Origin of the sequence: Rugamonas aquatica (genome assembly GCF_009380215.1) — a bacterium.
Lineage (GTDB): Bacteria > Pseudomonadota > Gammaproteobacteria > Burkholderiales > Burkholderiaceae_D > Rugamonas > Rugamonas aquatica_B.
Genome location: NZ_WHUG01000009.1, coordinates 68409 through 85312, shown reverse-complemented (window position 1 = coordinate 85312; position 16904 = coordinate 68409). Strand labels below are relative to the sequence as shown.

17 protein-coding genes are annotated in these 16904 nt (G+C 63.5%); 12 read left to right on the top strand and 5 right to left on the bottom strand.

The annotated features are described in order from the left end of the window. Window positions 1-6: 6 nt before the first annotated feature. The 9 genes from mobH (at window position 7) to GEV02_RS20925 (ending at window position 10259) form a co-directional block, all read left to right on the top strand. Window positions 7-1791: a MobH family relaxase gene (mobH, locus tag GEV02_RS20965; RefSeq protein WP_152839923.1), complete on the top strand. Its 1785-nt coding sequence runs from the start codon at window positions 7-9 to the stop codon at window positions 1789-1791. A gap of 1 nt (window position 1792) precedes the next feature. After that, window positions 1793-3676: a conjugative transfer system coupling protein TraD gene (traD, locus tag GEV02_RS20960; protein ID WP_152839922.1), complete on the top strand. Its 1884-nt coding sequence runs from the start codon at window positions 1793-1795 to the stop codon at window positions 3674-3676. After that, the gene (locus GEV02_RS20955) at window positions 3673-4314 is read left to right on the top strand and encodes a DUF4400 domain-containing protein (protein WP_152839921.1); all 642 of its coding nucleotides are present in this window, start codon (window positions 3673-3675) and stop codon (window positions 4312-4314) included. The genes traD and GEV02_RS20955 overlap by 4 nt, the downstream gene beginning before the upstream one ends. A gap of 167 nt (window positions 4315-4481) precedes the next feature. Then, window positions 4482-5459: a 3-oxoacyl-[acyl-carrier-protein] synthase III C-terminal domain-containing protein gene (locus tag GEV02_RS20950; protein WP_152839920.1), complete on the top strand. Its 978-nt coding sequence runs from the start codon at window positions 4482-4484 to the stop codon at window positions 5457-5459. Next, complete coding sequence (locus tag GEV02_RS20945) at window positions 5456-6469, top strand: NAD-dependent epimerase/dehydratase family protein (RefSeq protein WP_152839919.1); 1014 nt, start codon at window positions 5456-5458, stop codon at window positions 6467-6469. The genes GEV02_RS20950 and GEV02_RS20945 overlap by 4 nt, the downstream gene beginning before the upstream one ends. Next, the gene (locus GEV02_RS20940; protein WP_152839918.1) at window positions 6448-7272 is read left to right on the top strand and encodes an MBL fold metallo-hydrolase; all 825 of its coding nucleotides are present in this window, start codon (window positions 6448-6450) and stop codon (window positions 7270-7272) included. The genes GEV02_RS20945 and GEV02_RS20940 overlap by 22 nt, the downstream gene beginning before the upstream one ends. Further along, window positions 7269-8579, top strand: coding sequence for a F390 synthetase-related protein (locus GEV02_RS20935; RefSeq protein ID WP_152839917.1), 1311 nt, complete (start codon window positions 7269-7271; stop codon window positions 8577-8579). The genes GEV02_RS20940 and GEV02_RS20935 overlap by 4 nt, the downstream gene beginning before the upstream one ends. 1 nt (window position 8580) lies before the next feature. After that, window positions 8581-9177, top strand: coding sequence for a phosphatase PAP2 family protein (locus GEV02_RS20930; protein ID WP_152839916.1), 597 nt, complete (start codon window positions 8581-8583; stop codon window positions 9175-9177). Beyond that, window positions 9174-10259, top strand: coding sequence for a sterol desaturase family protein (locus GEV02_RS20925; RefSeq protein ID WP_174999231.1), 1086 nt, complete (start codon window positions 9174-9176; stop codon window positions 10257-10259). Before GEV02_RS20930 ends, GEV02_RS20925 begins: the two co-directional genes overlap by 4 nt. A 334-nt stretch (window positions 10260-10593) precedes the next feature. Here the strand turns inward: GEV02_RS20925 and GEV02_RS20920 are convergent, their stop codons facing one another. Both GEV02_RS20920 and GEV02_RS20915 read right to left on the bottom strand, forming a co-directional pair. Then, window positions 10594-11010: a hypothetical protein gene (locus GEV02_RS20920; protein WP_152839914.1), complete on the bottom strand. Its 417-nt coding sequence runs from the start codon at window positions 11008-11010 to the stop codon at window positions 10594-10596. A 566-nt stretch (window positions 11011-11576) separates the two neighbouring features. Then, window positions 11577-11927, bottom strand: coding sequence for a hypothetical protein (locus GEV02_RS20915; RefSeq protein WP_152839913.1), 351 nt, complete (start codon window positions 11925-11927; stop codon window positions 11577-11579). Window positions 11928-12121: 194 nt separating this feature from the next. Here GEV02_RS20915 and GEV02_RS20910 point away from each other — a divergent pair, with 194 nt between their 5' ends. Continuing rightward, the gene (locus GEV02_RS20910; protein WP_152839912.1) at window positions 12122-12802 is read left to right on the top strand and encodes an endonuclease NucS domain-containing protein; all 681 of its coding nucleotides are present in this window, start codon (window positions 12122-12124) and stop codon (window positions 12800-12802) included. A gap of 91 nt (window positions 12803-12893) precedes the next feature. On the opposite strand, the gene GEV02_RS33150 is transcribed toward GEV02_RS20910, so the two are convergent. From GEV02_RS33150 to GEV02_RS20895, 3 genes are all read right to left on the bottom strand, one after another. After that, window positions 12894-13073 carry a hypothetical protein gene (locus GEV02_RS33150; protein WP_152839911.1) on the bottom strand — a complete coding sequence of 60 codons (180 nt, stop codon included), beginning with the start codon at window positions 13071-13073 and terminating at the stop codon, window positions 12894-12896. Window positions 13074-13592: 519 nt separating this feature from the next. Next, entirely contained in the window at window positions 13593-14168 is a 576-nt protein-coding gene (locus tag GEV02_RS20900; RefSeq protein WP_152839910.1) for a hypothetical protein, read from the bottom strand. Window positions 14169-14462: 294 nt separating this feature from the next. After that, window positions 14463-15071 carry a hypothetical protein gene (locus GEV02_RS20895; protein WP_152839909.1) on the bottom strand — a complete coding sequence of 203 codons (609 nt, stop codon included), beginning with the start codon at window positions 15069-15071 and terminating at the stop codon, window positions 14463-14465. Between the two features lie 696 nt (window positions 15072-15767). On the opposite strand from GEV02_RS20895, the gene GEV02_RS20890 reads away from it, so the two are divergent. Both GEV02_RS20890 and GEV02_RS20885 read left to right on the top strand, forming a co-directional pair. Then, window positions 15768-16145, top strand: coding sequence for a hypothetical protein (locus GEV02_RS20890; RefSeq protein WP_152839908.1), 378 nt, complete (start codon window positions 15768-15770; stop codon window positions 16143-16145). Window positions 16146-16336: 191 nt separating this feature from the next. Continuing rightward, a complete protein-coding gene (locus GEV02_RS20885; protein ID WP_152839907.1) occupies window positions 16337-16879 on the top strand; it encodes a hypothetical protein in 543 nt (180 codons plus the stop codon). The last annotated feature ends 25 nt before the right edge of the window (window positions 16880-16904 follow it).

The window sequence follows — 16904 nt, the reverse complement described above, 5'->3', positions numbered from 1 at the left end:
CCGGCCATGGAATTACCTCCCTTGCTCGGCGGCTGGCGCCGGAGTACCGCGCCACCTGCCACCCCAGCCTCCGGCGCGGCCAGTCCCGCCGCCGGAGCGACCCCGTCCGCGCCCGGCTTCGTCTACCCATCCGCCGATCCCGGCCTGACGGCGCAAGCGCCCGACGCCATCCTGGCCGCCAACGGGGAATTGCTGGCACAGCTCAAACTGGCCTACGGATGCGACGGGGCCACGTTCGAGCGCGACGTGCTGAGCCTGGTGCGCTCGTACGCGGCCTTCGTGAACGTGTTGCCGGCCACGCCGGATAACTACTTCAACGACGCTGGCGGATTGTTCCGTATGGGCCTGGAAGTGGGATTCTTCGCGCTGCAGGGCACGGATGGCAAGATCTTTGGCGGCCGCAGCACGATCAGCGGACGTCGCATCCTGGAGCCACGTTGGCGGCGCGCAACGCTGATAGCGGGCTTGTGCTCGGAGGTGCATCGTGTCCTCAGCCATATCGTGGTGAGTGACGGCGGCGGTGCGAAGTGGCCGGCATATATGGTGCCGTTGACCGAATGGCTGGCCAGGCGCAATGCTGACCGCTGTTTCGTGCGCTGGGTAAGCCAGCCGCGCGAGTCGCGCGCAGGTGGGCTGTTCGCTCTGCCGTATATTGTCGACGCCAGCGTGCTGCAATATCTGAGCCACGAGAATATGGTGGTCGTGCCGCACATGCTGGCCGCCGTCGGTGGGATTCCTGGTCTGCGCGATCACAACATTGTGGACGAGTTGGTGCGCCGTGCAGTGGCAGTTGTGATCAACCGCAACCTGCAGGCGAGCGCCGACCGTTATGGCAAACCGCAACTGGGGGCGCACCTGGAGCGCTACCTGGTTGACGCCTTGCGTCGCCTGGCTGGCTCGGATCAGGGGTGGATGCTCAATGCGCCGTCGTCACGCCTGTGGCTCGCGCAGGACGGGATGTTCATTCTGTGGCCGCAGGCGGTGGCCGATGTCGCGCGCTTGCTCGACAGCGAGGGCTGGCCCGGCATCCCCAAGGTGCCTGAGACCATCCTGGAAATACTGCTCGACGCCGGCGTGGTCGAGCCGCGCAGCGATACGCTCAGCACCTGGCTGGTGTGCCTGCCGGAGGCGGCCCAACCTCAGGAGGCGATCAAACTGGCCCATCCGGCATTGCTGCTTTCCTCAACTGAACCCCATCCTGCGCCGCTGGGGCGGTCGATAGTCGTCGCCACCGGCGGCGCGGCTGCTGCTGCGGGACAGGGGCGAAGCAAACCGGCCGGGCGCAAACCGGTTCCCGCCGAGCAGCAGGCACAGCGGACCATCCCCTTCCTTCATGCGGTGCCGGGGCCGGCCAACGTGGTGGAGCCGGGTCCCGAGGCCGGCGACGAGTGCGAAGCGGCGCTGCCGCCGTCGACGATTTCGGTGATGGCGGCCGACGACGGCGGGCGCGTGGTGCTGATGGCGCCATTGGGCTTGGTCGCCGCGGTCGCCCAACCGCTCGCTCAGCTGATCGAGACGCTCAACGGACCTGGGCAGCCTCAGTGCAGGGTGGTGGCGCATGGGGTGTTCATACCGATGACTTCGCTGGAACAGCGGCATTGCGATCCCGGCCAGGTGCAGCGCGCGCTGCACGACGCCGGCATGCTGGTGGTCGGGAGCACGGCGGGCGGCGCGGTATGGCAAGTGGAGTTCGGCGGTGTGGAGCAAGCCGGTCTGGTGCTGGCCCCCGCCTGGGTTGACGGTTTGCCGCACGGCGGCCCGGCGAACCCGAGGCTGACGCCGGAGGCATGATATGTTGACTCGTCCGTATGAACGATCATTCCGGCGAGCATATGAGATTTGGCCGGCTTCCGCCTGGACGGCAGCGGCGGTGGCGCTGGCTGTCCTGGATGGCCCCAGGGTACTCCGTGCCCCTATGGCGGTATTCGCTGTGGCCATGTCCGTCGCGCGCATGTGGCAGGCGCTGGGCGTGCTGGCGCTGCGCGCGCCGCTGTCGGGCCGGGCGATGCAGGTGCTGCCGTTCGAGCAGATGGTGCAGCTGACTCCGGATCCGGATCAGCTGTTCCTTGGCTTTGGCTTCGAGTGGCAGCCGGTCCACGCGCAGCGGCTCATAGACGTCGCCAAGGACGACTATACCAAGCTGCTGGTTCCGAAGTGGGCGATCGGCCTGTTCCGACCGTCCTCAGAGATCAAGCCGGATGCGCAGGCCGGCTTGCCGTATCTGCACGGCGTCGAGCGGGACGAGATACCACTTTACAGGGCGTTGGCCAACTTCGAAGGCGGCACCCTGATCGTCGGCGCCCCGCAGTCCGGCAAGGGCGTGGCGCTGGGCATGCTGGTGACGCAGGCGATCAGGCGCGGAGACGTGGTGCTGGTGATCGATCCCAAAAATTCCGCGCGTCTGCGCGGGGTGGTACAGCGCGCATGCCGGCAGTTCCGCAGCGCGGATACGTTTCTGTCGTTCCACCCGGCGTTTCCGGAGACGGGCGTGCGGCTGGACTTCACCTTCAACTGGCAAAAGCCGACCGAAATCGCGTCCCGCATTCAGGCCATAATGCCGCCCGATGTGGGCGGTGCGTTTTCTTCCTTCGGGTGGGACGCCGTGAACGTGGTGGTGTGCGGCCTGATCGAAAATGAGCAGCGTCCCAACCTGGCGCTGTTGACGCGCTATATCGAACGTGGCGTCGAGCCGCTGCTGGAAGAGTCGCTGCGCCGGTTCTATGAGAACACCATCGGGCCGCATTGGCGGCGCCAGCCTGACATGGCGCGCTTGCTGCAGCGTGCCGCGCGCGGCGAGCTGCGCGCTCCCACCAGCGCCGCCACCGCGGAACTGATGGCACTGGTGGAATATTACGAAAAGAGAGTGGGTGCGGTGAGCGGGTCCAAGTCGATCGATGCCCAGGTACGGGTGTTTCGCCATGATAGGGAGCACTACCAGAAGATCACCGCCAATTTACTTCCCATATTGTCCATGTTGACCTCGGGCGACCTGGGCCTCACGCTGTCGCCCGATGCTTTCGATGCCGACGACGCCCGCCCCATAATGAACTATGAAAAGATGGAGCGCGGCGGGCACGTTCTGTACCTGTGTCTCGATTCACTGCCGGATCCTTCGGTGGCGCGCGCCATAGCCGGCCTGGCGCTGGCCGACCTCGCCGCACGGGCGGGGGTGCGCTACAACCTGGGTGTGGGGCCGCGCATCTCGCTCTTTGTCGATGAGGTCAGCAATGTGATCAATCGTCCATTGATCGAAATCCTCAACAAGGGCTCGGAGGGCCGGATCTGGTCGACGCTGGCGATGCAAACGGTTAACGACATGGCGTTCGTGATGGGCAGCGTGGAGGCGGCGTTGATGGTGCTTGGCAATCTGCAGAACATGATGGTGTTCCGTACCCGTGACATGCAGACGCAGCAGTGGCTGTCCGAGGAATTCGGCGAGACGCACGTGCACGACGTGCGCGTGGCCATGTCCGAGGGCATGGACACGCACATCGGCGATTTCGGCGTTGGCAACGCCGCGATGGTAGCGGAAACTGCCGCGCCGCTCGTACCTCCGGCGATGTTCGGCAGGCTGCCCAACCTTGAGTACTTTGCCAGCGTGAGCGGGGGACATATCTACAAGGGGCGCGTCGCTATCCTCGACACCGGGATGCCGGATCCGGAGTGTGCTTCATGAGCCGCTATCTGGTGGTAGCCGCGCTGCTGGTAATGGGACTGATGGTGCTCTACCTGCCAACACGCCACGGCGCCGGCGAGTATCGCGTAGTGCTCATGATGGAGCAGGAACGGTCGTCGACCTTCTGGGACGACGAGGATGCCGACCGGATCATGCAGAGAGCCCAAGGCATCGACCACCGGGCGGCAGCGCAGGCCAACACCGTTATGCCCGCCGGGCCGGCTGCCGGCCAAAACCAGGGCCAGCAGGCCTTGGCGCGGGCAGGCGTCAATCTGGCGGGTTCAGTATTACATAACAACTACACCAGGGCCTTTGGCGCGCAGTTTGTGCTGGCCTTCTATCGCGCATGCACGGTGCTGCAGGTGCTGCCGCTGGCTGGCGTGCTGCTGGCGGCGGCAGTGATGGACGGCGCGACGCTGCGGCTGCTCAAGAGTCTTCGGTTCAAGCAGCACAACGCCGAGGTGTTTGGTTTGTGCGTGCTGCTGTCGGCACTCGCGCTTTGCATGGTGGTGGTATTGCTGGTATGGCCGCGGCCGCTGCCTGCGCCCCTGCTGCCCTGCCTGCCGTTGCTGATGCCCTCGCTGGCGTGGTGGGGGCTGGCGAACTACCACCGGCGCGCCTATCCGCCGGGCAATTGAGCTGGATCAAACGCGTAGGCACTTGAGGGCCCCGCCTTGCTCCTGCGCGACTTAACGCAAATATTGTTCGCAGGAACGGATTACCTTGCAATACCAAGGAGGCTTGCCGACATGGAATATCATCACCAACATCAGCAACAGTGGCGCGGCACCAGCAAGGCTTGGCCATGATACCGCTGCGCATACGTTCCAGTGGCGTCGCCTTGCCCGACAACTGCGTCACCAGCGGCGAACTCGATAGCATGCTGCACCATGCGCGCGGCTACTGTGAATCCCGCAGTGGGGTCGCGCAGCGCTATTTCGCCGACGGCAGCCTGAGACAGAGCAGGCTGGGCGCGCAGGCCCTGCAGGATGCGTTGCGGCGCGCCGATCTGGCGCCGGCGGGCTTGGATCTGGTGATAGGAGCGTGCGCCGTGCCTGAGCAAGCGATACCGGCCACCGCAGTATTCATCGCGCAGCATGCCGGCGTGCCAGCGGGGGTGCCGGCCTTCGACGTCAACGCCAGTTGCCTGAGCTTCCTGGTGGCCCTGCGTCTGGCGGCCGGCATGCTGGCTGACCAGCAGTACCGTCGCATAGCGGTTGTCGCGGTCGATCTGGCATCGCGCGGCATCGACTGGGACGCGCCGGAGGCGTCGCTGATCTTTGGCGACGGCGCGGCAGCGATCATCCTGGAGCGCGGCGCCGGCGGCGGCATCGAGAGCTTCCGCTATGCCACCTATCCCGAAGGCGCGCGGCTGTGCCAGATTCGAGGCGGCGGCACGGCGCACAACCCGCGTACCGCCGCGGTGCCCGCCGACTACCTGTTCCAGATGGATGGCAAGGGCGTGTTCCGCCTGGCGTCGCAGCACATGGGCGCCTTCGTCGCAGACCTGTTGTGCGACGCCGGCGTCACACTGGCCGATATCGACCTCGTGGTGCCGCACCAGGCCAGCCACCTGGGCATCGAGCACATGCGCCGCCAGTTGGGGATCGCGCCGGAGCGCATGGTGGACATCTATGCGCGGCACGGCAACCAGGTGGCGGCCTCGATGCCCAGCGCCCTGCACCACGCGTTGGACGGGCAGCGCGCCAGCACGGGCAGCAGGTTGCTGCTGATTGGCACTGCAGCCGGGTTGAGCCTGGGCGGCATGGTGCTCGCGCTATGAAACGCATACTTGTGACCGGCGCCACGGGTGGCCTCGGTGGTCATGCAGTGGACCTGCTGTTGGAGCGCGGCTGCGCGGTGCACGCGCTGGGCCGCGATCTGCGGCGCGGCGCCCGGCTGCAGGGGCTCGGGGCGTCTTTTACGGCGATCGACCTGGCCACAGTTGCGGAGGACGCGCTGCGGCCGGTGTTGCAAGGGGTGGACGCGGTCTGGCATTGCGCAGCGCGCGCGGCGCTGTGGGGGCGGCACGCCGACTTCATGGCCGACAACTGCGAGGCGACGGTCAAGCTGGCGCGCGCCAGCGCGCAGGCCGGCGTACAGCGCTTTGTGTTCGTATCCACACCGGCGGTGTACTTCGACTTTACACACCGGTACGAGGTGCCTGAACACTTCCGGCCGATGCGTTACGTGAACAGTTATGCCTACAGCAAGGCGATGGCCGAGCAGGAATTGCAGCGCAACGACGAGCACTGGCCGGATATGCGCGTTGTGGTATTGCGGCCCCGTGCCATCGTCGGGCCGTATGACCAGTCCCTGCTGCCGCGTCTGGAACGGCTGAAGCGGCGGGCTGGCGGCCGCCTGCCGCTGCCGCGCGGGGGCGAGGTGAAGCTGGACCTGACATACAGCGCCAACGTCGTCGACCCCATGTGGCTGGCGACAACGCGCCCGGGACTGGAGCGGGGCGCCGTGTTCAACATCACCAATCATGGGCCGGTCCGGCTGTGCGACGCACTGCAGATGCTGGCCGAGTCGCGCGCCGCGCCGCCCCGGATAGTGAACGTGCCGGCGCGGGCGCTGGACCTGGCCGCTCGCGCCAGCGAATTGCTGGCAAGGTGCACTGGACGCGCGCCGGCGTTGACCCGCTACGGGATTGGCGTGCTCAGCTACGACATGACACTCTGCAATGAGAGGGCCAAACGATTGTTGGGTTATGCGCCGCGGGTGCGGCTGCAGGCAGCGCTGGCCGAGAGAGGCAGTTGGGGAAGCCCATGGCACGCGTGTACTCGCTGATCGTCGGCTCCTGCCGCCATCCCGGCTGCATGGCCATCAAGGGCGGTGGCTGGCGCGCGCGCTCGTTTCCGAGCCGGGCGTATCTGATCGAAGCGGCCAGCGGCGAATTGCTGCTGTTCGATACCGGCTACGCGCCGCGCTTTTTTGAAGCGGTCAGCCACGGCTGGGGGCGCATTTACGGCTGGCTCACACCGGCCGAGCTGAACCCCGAAGCGTTGTTGACGGCGCAGTTGAGCCGCATGGGAGTGGCGCCTGGCGACATCAACAAGGTGGTGATTTCGCATTGGCACGCTGACCATATGGCCGGCCTGGACGATTTCCGCCATCTGGAAGTATTTTGCAGCGCCGCCGGTTGGAATTCTGTGCGGCATCTGCACGGTCTGGCGGCGCTGCGCCGCGGCTTCCTGCCAGAGCTGTTGCCTTCCTGTCTGGACGAGCAACTACACTTTGTCGAATGGTTGCGCCAGGTTCCGTTGCCGCCCCGGCTGCACCCTTTCAAGCGCGGCTGGCAGCTGCTGCCCAACGAATTGATATTGGTGCCCTTGCCCGGCCACGCCCACGGTCAGATCGGCGCCTTCGTGGCGACCAGCCGCGGTTGGGTGCTGCTGGCCGGGGACGCCGCATGGAGCGACGCCTCGGTACTGCAAATGCGCGGCCCCTCCGAACTGAGCTTCCTGCTGCAGCCGGACCGGCGCGCCTATTACGCCACCCTGGCCGACTTGCACAAGCTGGCCTTGAGCGGCGGCGCCACCATCGCCCTGAGCCACGCCGAGGCCAGTCGGGCGGAACCGGAGGAATTATGATCAGTCCGCTGCCGATATACTGGAGCGTGCGGAGTTACTACCGCACGCGTCACTACAATTTTCGCGACGGCGCGGAGCTGCGCCGCCACCAGCAAGCGCTGCTGGCGCGCCAACTGCCGCGGGTGGCGGCCCGCAGTCCCTACTACCGCGCATATGCGGAGTTGCCGCACATGGCCTGGCCGACGATGGACAAAGTGCGGATGCTGGCGCACTTCGACCGCATCAACACCGCCGGCCTGCGCATTGCTGACGTGTGGGAGACCGCGCTCCGTGCCGAGCGCAGCCGGGATTTTCTCCCGACCCTGCACGGTATCTCGGTCGGCATGTCGTCCGGGACGTCCGGCCAGCGCGGCGTGTTTGTGGTGAGCCGGCGCGAACAGTGTGACTGGGTCGGCGCGCTGCTGGCGCGCGTCCTGCCGCGCGGACTGCGCGGCCGCCAACGCGTGGCCCTGTTCCTGCGGGCAGACAACAATCTGTACCATGCGGTGCGGGCCGGTGGCCTGGAATTGCGGTTCTTCGATCTGTTCGAGCCCTTCGTCCAGCAATTAAAGCGCATGTGCTTGTGGCAGCCCACCTATGTGGTGGCGCCGGCCCAGGTGCTGCGGGCGATCGCGATGGAGGTCAACAATGGCCGGATGGCGCCGCTCGCAGCCAGGGCGCTGTCGGTGGCCGAAGTGCTGGAGCCACAGGACCAGGACCTGCTGGCGCGGGCATTCGCCGGCGTGGGCGAGATCTACCAGGCCAGCGAGGGATTTCTGGGCGTGCGATGCAGCCACGGCGTGCTGCACCTTAACGAAGAAGATATCCTGGTTGAGCCAGAATGGCTCGATGCCAGGCGCACGCGGTTTGTGCCCGTGATCACCGATCTGCGCAGAATGACCCAGCCAATTATCCGCTACCGCCTCGACGACGTGCTGCATGTGCACGAGCGACCTTGCGGCTGCGGCCGTGTGACGCTGGCGGTGGCGGCGATCGACGGCCGCTGCGACGATCAGCTGCAGTTGCCGGCGCACCGGGGAGGGGTCGTCACGGTGTTCGCCGATCTGGTCGCTCGCGCACTGGCACAGGCGTTGCCGGCCGAAGCCGACTACCGTTTGCGCCAGCTGGGCGTGGCCACCTTGGAATTGCAAAGCGCAATCGGTGCGCTCCAGCTGGCGCACACGCGCCGTCATCTGGAGGGCGTGCTGGCCCTGCAGGGCGCGGACGTCGAATTGCTGCGCTGGCAGTTGCTCGACGCGGCTCCGGTTCCTCTTCTGGGTGAAAAGAGGCGCCGCATTGTGCGGCTCTTTCCACCTGCGGGGAGGTGACATGGGCGGTCGCCTGCGTGCTTTGCTGACCGGCTGGGGCGGGGTGGGACTGGCCTATTGCGCCGGCGCACTGGCGCCCGGCTCCACGCACCTGCTGCAGCCGGGACCGGCGGACCGGATGATCGGCCTGCATCCTGCGGCGGTGTGGATCTACCTGCTGCTGTTCCCGCTGGTGCCGGCGGCCTACATGCGCAGTTCGGCGCACCGGGTGGAATGGCTGCGCGACGCCATGCTGCTATGCGCGCTGGCCGCGGCCACCGTGTACCTGTGCTGGCCGACCTCGCTGGTGCGGCCGACGCCCTACAGCAGCGGACCCAGCGCCGCCGTACTGCACTGGCTGTCCGGCTGGGACAGCCCCCGTAACTGCTTTCCCTCCTTGCATGGCGCGCTGACCGTGCTATGCCTGTGGTCGCTGTGGCGTTCAAGCCAACCCGGGCGTGGATTGCTGTTGGCGGGATTTGGACTGGCGATGGGCTACGCGATCGTGGCCACGCAGCGCCACGGCGTGCTGGACCTTGCTGCCGGTATCGTTCTCGGACTGCTGGCCGGAGTGATGTCCGCGCTGTTGCGGAGGCCATGGGGAAGGGTGGTGCAATGATGGGCTACGGGATCACCTTCGTCATCCTGCTGCTGGCCGTGGTCGTGGAGCGCAGCCTGCTGCGGCGGCGCGGTTTGCCCGGCGCCGACTGGCATGAGATCGCCGCCAATCTGGGCTCAGGACATCTGATCATGTGGGTGGGGCGGAGTCTCGAAGTGGCAGGCTACGACCTGGTGTTCCGCAATGTCGGCTGGGAGGGGCTGCAGCGACATCTGGGGCCCGGCATCTGGGTCGCCGGCTTCCTGGGCTGGGATCTGTGTTTCTATTGCATGCACAGGATGCACCACCGGATACCGCTGCTGTGGAAAGTACACGAGGTGCACCATCAGGGACGCGACTTCAGCCTGTCGCTGGGCATACGCAACTCCTGGTACTCGTCATTGACCTCGCTCCCGTTCATGCTGCCGCTGGCGGTGGCCGGTGTCAGCACCGGCGTGTTCCTCGCGGTGTCGGCCATCCACTACGGGATACAGTTCTACAACCATCTCAACCCGGCGCTGGCGCGCAGTACCCCATGGCTGGACCGCGTCATCGTGACGCCAACCAACCACCTGGCCCACCACGGTAGCGCGTCCTACTACCGCAACTGCAATTTCGGCAGCGTGCTATTGCTGTGGGACCGTTGCTTCGGCAGCTACCGTCCGGTGCTCAGTGACGTTCCGGTGGCCTGCGGCGTCGGCGGCTGGAGACCCACCGCGAACCCGCTGTGGATGAACCATGGCAGCTGGCGCGGCGCGGGCGTGCCCCGCAAATGCTGCCTGGCTGGCTGGTACGTCGGGAGCGGCGCCTTGCTGCTGTTTTGCGCGGTGGCGCTGCACGTGGCCGGCTACGGTGGTCCATGGCGGCCGATGATGATGTGCGGCCTGATCGGAGGCACCATGTTGCTGGGCGCGGCATCGGACGGTTCCAATTGGGCCGCCGCGGGCTGGTGCCTGCTTGCGACCGCCATGTGTGCACCGCTTTGGGACCGGCCTGAATGGATGGCATTGCCGGCTCTCGCTGCGTTGGCGCTGCATGGTTTGTTGGGTGCGGGGATCCTGCTCAAACTGCCGCGGCCCAATAGCCATAAGTCCCCCGGTTGATACGTCATGACGTTCGCTTGTCGAGTGGCGGCATCGCGTCTGCGGTAGTAGCTTCGAAAGTGCGTCAGGCAATCGGGGTTTCTCGTGCATACCGCGTACGTGCTTTGCAGGGACTGTTGCAACGTGGTGCGTGCCAGACTTATCTTGCCGGCGAGTGTAACCCGGTGTGGCCCGGAGCGCCGGTCGGCAACATCGGTCGTTCTTCGGGGAGCCGGCTTAGCTCCGCTCAGCGAGATAGACTTCAGCGGGCCGCCAGCGTTTGTTGGCCGGCGTGTACGCCGACCCGCACCGGTAGGAGCGGTAACGAAATGGGCACAGCACCTCGGTCGGCGTGTCACTGCTTGTTGCTGGCGAAGTGCGTCAGTCCGACATAGCATACGACCGCATACCGGAGCGTGAGCGGCGGTAGCCAATACGCATTTCCCATCTTTCCTGCCTTTACAGTTCCTATATCCAGCGGCAACCCGATTCCCCATAGGAGATAGACCAGATTGCTGTACAGGGCCAATCCCGAAACCAAGCATACGCTGAGCAGCGTCAGGCCCATGAATTGGCGACGGTATGAGGGATTGCGCGACAGATGCCACCACATACCCGCCGTTAGAGCGAAACCAGCGCTCATGCAGGCGATGGCCAGGAACGCACCGCTGCGCGCCCTTATCCCCAACATCAGGCCGCCTAATGCGGACATGGCGAAAACGATGCCTATGGCGGCCGACGTCCTGCGAGCGATGGTTAGTAATGCCGTCATGTGTCCTCGCTTTAATCCAGTAACAGGCTAGGGGAAAGACGCAGCAGGAGCGCAGCTCGACGTGGCTCTTGGTTCTGGCCGCGGCATGTTCGATCTCAGTCGCGCGCCTGAATGATGCCCACTTGCCTGGCCGCCAGCCCGATAATGCGGTTGTGGAAGTCGACCTGGCCCTCCAACGTCCATCCGAGAAATGTTGGGGATCGCAGGGTGAAGAAACAAAAAGGGAAAATACCAGATCTATAAGGTTAAGGCTTGTTTTGTATCAAACATAGCGCCCAGCGCTGGCCGGCTCGCAGCCGGCGCCCGGTCATCGAACGCATCAGGTGCGGCACAACATGCCCGCGTGGATGGCCGGCACTGGGCCGCTGACCATTTATCAGCGCAAGCTGGTTCACTCCTGCGGCCCGCGCGTAGCGCTCCTGGCAACTCCACCGTGGATTATTGTGAGCACTATCGACTATTTCGCCAGGCCGCTTCCCAGCGGACTATTTTTCTCATTGATATCGAGGCGGAGCTGCCAGCCAGCACCATCGGCCGCGAGCGCGGCATCGCGTCGCCGGCACGCGTCAGCGATGGCTACAGCGCGGACGCCCACCAGTTGAAGATGGGGGGGCGCAAAGCCCACCGCGCTGGCCGCCAGACTGATTCGGCCGGGCGAATACCGTAATGTTGCCGCCATCATGGGTGGTATCCAGCGGATGGCTGCAGGCGATACCAAAGTGAGCGGCGAGATGCTGGTAATCGCTCGAATGCTCGTCAACCAGCAGCGGCCGCAATACAGCAAGTTGAGTCCCGTGGACTGGGCACAGCAAGCGAATGGTGCCATTGTTGCGCAATTTGAGATTCTCTAAATCACTCTCCATCCAGAGCCAAAGCAGCGATGAAGCATCTATCTGCGAGTCGAGGAAACTGACCATAGCCCCGCCTGTGGCTCGTGGCAGGTTGGTCTGGGCGCCGCAAAGCGCAAGGCGCTTGTGCGCTTGGCCGATGGACAAATGGAAGCTGCTGATTTGGCGGCCCGCCGGTGTTAAAGAGATACTACTTTGTTGTTGTCAGCCGCTCAATCGCAGCTGTAAACTGGCGGCTACCGTTTACACACAACGAGGCCCCCATGTCCCGGTACGCACCGCTCACCGCAGTATTGCTGTCCAACCCGGAAGCTCAAGTCGCGCTGTCCTTCGATGAGCTAGACAGGCTCATTCCAAGTGGCTTGCCAGAGTCAGCCAAGAAGTACGCCACTATGTGGACGAACAAAGAAGAAAGTCGAGCACACGCCAAGTCCTGGCTGGATGCCGGCCGACGGGCATCGCTCGACATCAAAGGCAGGAGGGTCGTGTTCACACTCGATTCATCGGTAGATACGAGCGAGCTTGCCGCATCCGTGGTTGAGGAATCGACACCCCAAGACCTCACGGAATACGTGGAGAGCAGCTTGAGCCTAGAGCGTGACCTCGAAGGCCAAATCGTCAGCCACCTCGACGTGCTCGAACCCGGCCTGACGCTTGTCTCGCGCCAGGAATCCAGCGACGTCGGACGCCTGGACCTGCTCGCGCGCGACAGCGAAGGCCGCACGGTCATCATCGAGTTGAAAGCAGGCGAAGCGAAGGACTCATCCATCGGCCAAATCGCCCGGTACATGGGATGGTACGCCCAGAAAGAGGGCAAGCCGCCACGCGCCATGTTGGTCGCTAGTGGGTTCGCGGAGCCGGTGCGGTGGGCGGCCAAGGCCATTCCGGGGTTGAAGCTGGTGACTTATCGGGTACAGTTCGCGTTCGAAGAAGCAACTGTGTAAGAAGTGTCAGTTGCCGGGGCGGCGTTTAGTTCCAGTGTCGAGCGGCTACTCCGCCGCGCGTACAGTTTGAGCATTACCGGATATCTCCTTGTCAGCGTCGTCGCGTCACCAGAGCGGATGCAGGAACGTCCATGCGTTTGCCAGCATTAGCACCGGCCGTTCGTTCGACCGCCCACATCGCCTGTCCGCGATACGCTGGCGCAGGCGCGATCGTGCGTACCTGGTTCCACGACTTCGTGAAGTAGTACAGCTTGCTTTGAACTATATCCATGGTTCTGTAGTCTAGTCTGGTTGTTCAATAATTTCGCAGCACGGGTCCGGGTGCGGCAGACTGCGCGCGAGGGGCCGTCACTCCTGCGGGCAGCAATCCGCCTGTGTAGCACATTGTCGTTGTCTGAGTGGTCCCGGGTTCTGCGTTTTGACAACGTGTCGTTGGTTCCGCAAGCGGCGAGCACTTGTCCCGGAATCGCCAATGCTGATGGCCATCCCGTGCCGCATGCTGAGCTCTTAACCTCTCGAACAAAACCAAACAGCGATGACTGAAATTCTACGGTAGTTCTGCGAATTAAGCGGCGATATTGGCGATGAAAAATGTGATGGCCGCCGCATGCGGTGTCCAGCGCCATGAGGGGATGGCGGCTTTTTGGATTTGCTGGAATAGAAGCGACCGCCCTTAGGGATTCCTGCGCTGATCTCGTACGGGGCGAGCGTGTAAACGAATCGCCGGTGACAGGGTTGAAGGTATCATCTTTGCGGCAGGCTAGGAAACGTTCCTGACAGCGATGCTTCATTAGTATTTCGCTTGTTCAGCAAAGATAATGAACTTGGCATCGGCGACTCCCGGCACCTCAAACTTCTCGCCCAGTTTGATCACCGCGCTAAACGGAACGTCCCATTTCCCTTCGTCAAGGAGTGGAGTTGCGGCACCGATCTCGTCTTCGAAGTGATAGTTCGGTCCCCCAGCACCTTGAATGCCCATTTGCATGTCGAAGGCGAGGTGTCGCCCGATCTGCGAATGCACGGTGCCTGTCACTCTGACCTGGCTATTTCCCATCGCGCTAGCCTGGATATCCAGCACATCCAGCGTGACAGCATGCCGGCACAACACATCAGACTCGCACTGTACGGCACGCGCCGGACTGCCGCGATGACTGATGATGGGCTCCCCGACCTTGACAACGTAGTTGTTCGAACGGCGGTAATCCTGTGACCTCATAAAGCGCTCAGTAAGATCGTTGCGCGGTGCAAGATATTGCGCGCGAACGATCACCGGCGTTTGACGATCAGAAGAAGTGTGAAGGCTGGCGCATCCCGCCGTAATCAATGTGCAGACGCACGCAGTCGTGTAAGTGAACAGTTTTTTCAAGTTTTTCCACCAGGGTAGTAACAAAAAGTCCGGAGGTTGGTGAGCCTGTTACAACCTGCCGGATCCAGGCAAATATTACCATGGAGAAAGTGTTAACGTTCGGCGCAGTTGTAGGACGTGCCGGCCTGGCGTCTCCGGATCGGTTCGCCCTCCCTCGACCGCGAGGACGGCACAGGCTAGTCGCCGCTGCACGCGGTCATCATGCGGACCACTTTCCCACCCAGGCAGATAGTCAGCTTGGCCAGGCCGTCTGCTGCCGGCGATGCGTCGACGATAATCGACTCACGGGGCAATTCATCCAACATGTTCCCCCCCCGGCAGGCGCCAATCCGGTGCAAGATGGAATTTCTTTGCCACAAACGATCCGGCTTTTTTTTCCGCAGCGTCAAGGTCCATCCCCTTATCGATGAACTTTTGATTGAGGGCGTCGAATTCGTCGTTGATGGCCACATCTTGCTGGGTTGCCAGATGCGTTGCGTCAGCCTGCAATAACTGCCAGCTCTTGCCCCGCCCCCACACAGAGCGGCTGGGATTTGGGCTGTAATAGGTATGGGTGACTTCGCGGAAGCGCACGCCTTGCGTTTGGGTGATCTCGTTACGCCGCACCGACACCTCAACAGAATCCGCCCCCAGTCTGACAAGCGCTTCGGCAATTGCGATCGACGTAGCGGCCCACTCCAGGGTTGAACCGCCGCTTACGCCGACCTCAACTTTGGCGAGCTTGAGATTGTGTTGAAAGGCGTCACTCAACATCGCGTTCTCGATGTTGAACGGCAGCGCTTTGGCAGCAGTGGCGTTGGCGTTGGCGATGGTCGCCGCGCTTGGGCTCGCGGTGCTTCGCTCATCTCCGCTGCACGCACTCAACAGGCCGCTGGCCATGTACACCCACACCAAAGCTCTCATGCTTGCCTTCTCTCTTAAAGTTCCTATCGATGAAGGGAAGTATAACGGCGGCAAAGAGTTGCGGCTGCTTACTTTGTTCCCGCGTGCCCGCTGGGCGCGACCCTAGTCTTGTTTAATCGTCGGCAACCGTGCTGAAGTAGCTGTATGTCCTAGCCTCGGTTGCCGGCGAAGTCGGCGGATAGGCAAGGCGCTTTGCAGACCGGGACCGTGGTGCCGACCATAGGTGCAGGCTGTGAACTTTTCCTGCACGCTATGTGCTTTCAGCAGGCTTGACGCCGGCATGCGCCCGACCTACATTGATCCACATGCAGAAGCTAGCCCTGCGAGCAACGGCAAGCATAGACCACCATGTAGTACCCCGCAATGGGAAGGCGTCCGGCACCGGGCGCGAGGGAAAAATCTTTCGAGGCGATTGCGCCCTCGTTGGCGTTCTGCGTCCAAAGATTTTTCGTGATGGCAGCTGGTAGCCGTCTGCGGCGAAGCCGACAGCATTACATCCAGCCATAAGCAACGACGGTTTACGTCTTGGTTTCAATGTTCTACAACGTGGTTTGGCCGCAGTTCTTGCTGGACAAGCGTTCCTGGTGCGCCGTCTAGCACGCAAGGCCGAACTTGGTTCTGGTTTATCACCCCGTGGGGCGACTTCGCCCTTTACGGGGATCGCTGTCCTCCCGCTTTTTTTGTATGGAGGATGCGATGAGTTTGGTAGCTTTACAAGTGGTCGAGGACCGGCTGTCCGATGGTGCGCTGTTGCGCATCGATGGTGGCGTTGCCCTGACGCAGTGGCGGCTGTTGCGCGATGACGCCGTCGGTCCTGTTGAAGGTCTGGTTGCGGAATGGTTGGAGGAGGAGCTGAAGTGTCGGAGGTTGTTTTTCCCCGCCAGCTCCCTGGCCTCCGCCGAGGAGATTGTTGGCGGTTGGAACCTGCTGGCTGATGACGGCAAGGTCCATGAAGTCGAATGCGTGCCGCTGGAAAGTCTCAGTGGCATGGAAAGGCGGTTGGTGTTGGCGCTGTATTACGCCGAAAGCAACGCCTTGAGTCTGTGGCGATCTGGCAATCGCCATGTTTCATGAGTTGTACCGCAGACGACACCCGCTCCGGTGTGCCGTCTGCCCCCACCCTGTTGGCCGTCGGTCCCCACCGCGTCGGGCCGCTGCCATTCCCGTTCCATGCCCGTGGCGTTGCAATTGCCAGTCCCTTGGACCGGTGTATGCGCGCATCGGCGCAGCGGATAAGTTGTGCAGACATTTTGGAAAGGAACATCATGGAAACCATCATCGACAAAGTGATCGAGCCTGCCATGGCGCTGGCGATCCATCTTCAGTTGGCCGAAAGCCGCTTCCTGGACTACCAGATGCAGCAGGGCGCCGATGCATTGAGCACCGGCCGTGTGAAGCTGGCGCCGGCGTACCAGCAGCACCATGAACGGGTCAGTTTGTTACGCAGACAGTTCGTTGCGCTGCTTAGGGTGAGCGCAACACCGCTGCGCAAGCTAGCCTGCTGGCATTGCGGTACGCCGACCATGGGACGCCCGTGGTTCGGAATGCCGACGGGGAAGGGCCTATGCGCCGCCTGCATCGGACTGGAGCGACAACGAGCGTCCGGCGAGCCGCTGTTGGCCACCTTCGGCATTGAAGGTGTGCATTGCGGCGATTGCGAAGCGGCCGATCATGCAGCCGCGCACATCGAGGACTCTGGCGACCTTGCCTGGGCACCCGCGCCGGCTGACCGGAACGGAGATCCCGCCCGTGTTGGACATCAAGGAGCCGGCGGCGATGTCATAGGCGCTTCATTGTCGGCCAGTTGAGCGGCGCCATTCGGCTGCATCGCAT

Coding starts and splice junctions, on each gene's coding strand:
- mobH (WP_152839923.1), top strand. CDS start 7: ATGGAATTACCTCCCTTGCTCGGCGGCTGGCGCCGGAGTACCGCGCCA.
- traD (WP_152839922.1), top strand. CDS start 1,793: ATGTTGACTCGTCCGTATGAACGATCATTCCGGCGAGCATATGAGATT.
- GEV02_RS20955 (WP_152839921.1), top strand. CDS start 3,673: ATGAGCCGCTATCTGGTGGTAGCCGCGCTGCTGGTAATGGGACTGATG.
- GEV02_RS20950 (WP_152839920.1), top strand. CDS start 4,482: ATGATACCGCTGCGCATACGTTCCAGTGGCGTCGCCTTGCCCGACAAC.
- GEV02_RS20945 (WP_152839919.1), top strand. CDS start 5,456: ATGAAACGCATACTTGTGACCGGCGCCACGGGTGGCCTCGGTGGTCAT.
- GEV02_RS20940 (WP_152839918.1), top strand. CDS start 6,448: ATGGCACGCGTGTACTCGCTGATCGTCGGCTCCTGCCGCCATCCCGGC.
- GEV02_RS20935 (WP_152839917.1), top strand. CDS start 7,269: ATGATCAGTCCGCTGCCGATATACTGGAGCGTGCGGAGTTACTACCGC.
- GEV02_RS20930 (WP_152839916.1), top strand. CDS start 8,581: ATGGGCGGTCGCCTGCGTGCTTTGCTGACCGGCTGGGGCGGGGTGGGA.
- GEV02_RS20925 (WP_174999231.1), top strand. CDS start 9,174: ATGATGGGCTACGGGATCACCTTCGTCATCCTGCTGCTGGCCGTGGTC.
- GEV02_RS20920 (WP_152839914.1), bottom strand. CDS start 11,010: ATGACGGCATTACTAACCATCGCTCGCAGGACGTCGGCCGCCATAGGC.
- GEV02_RS20915 (WP_152839913.1), bottom strand. CDS start 11,927: ATGGTCAGTTTCCTCGACTCGCAGATAGATGCTTCATCGCTGCTTTGG.
- GEV02_RS20910 (WP_152839912.1), top strand. CDS start 12,122: ATGTCCCGGTACGCACCGCTCACCGCAGTATTGCTGTCCAACCCGGAA.
- GEV02_RS33150 (WP_152839911.1), bottom strand. CDS start 13,073: ATGGATATAGTTCAAAGCAAGCTGTACTACTTCACGAAGTCGTGGAAC.
- GEV02_RS20895 (WP_152839909.1), bottom strand. CDS start 15,071: ATGAGAGCTTTGGTGTGGGTGTACATGGCCAGCGGCCTGTTGAGTGCG.
- GEV02_RS20890 (WP_152839908.1), top strand. CDS start 15,768: ATGAGTTTGGTAGCTTTACAAGTGGTCGAGGACCGGCTGTCCGATGGT.
- GEV02_RS20885 (WP_152839907.1), top strand. CDS start 16,337: ATGGAAACCATCATCGACAAAGTGATCGAGCCTGCCATGGCGCTGGCG.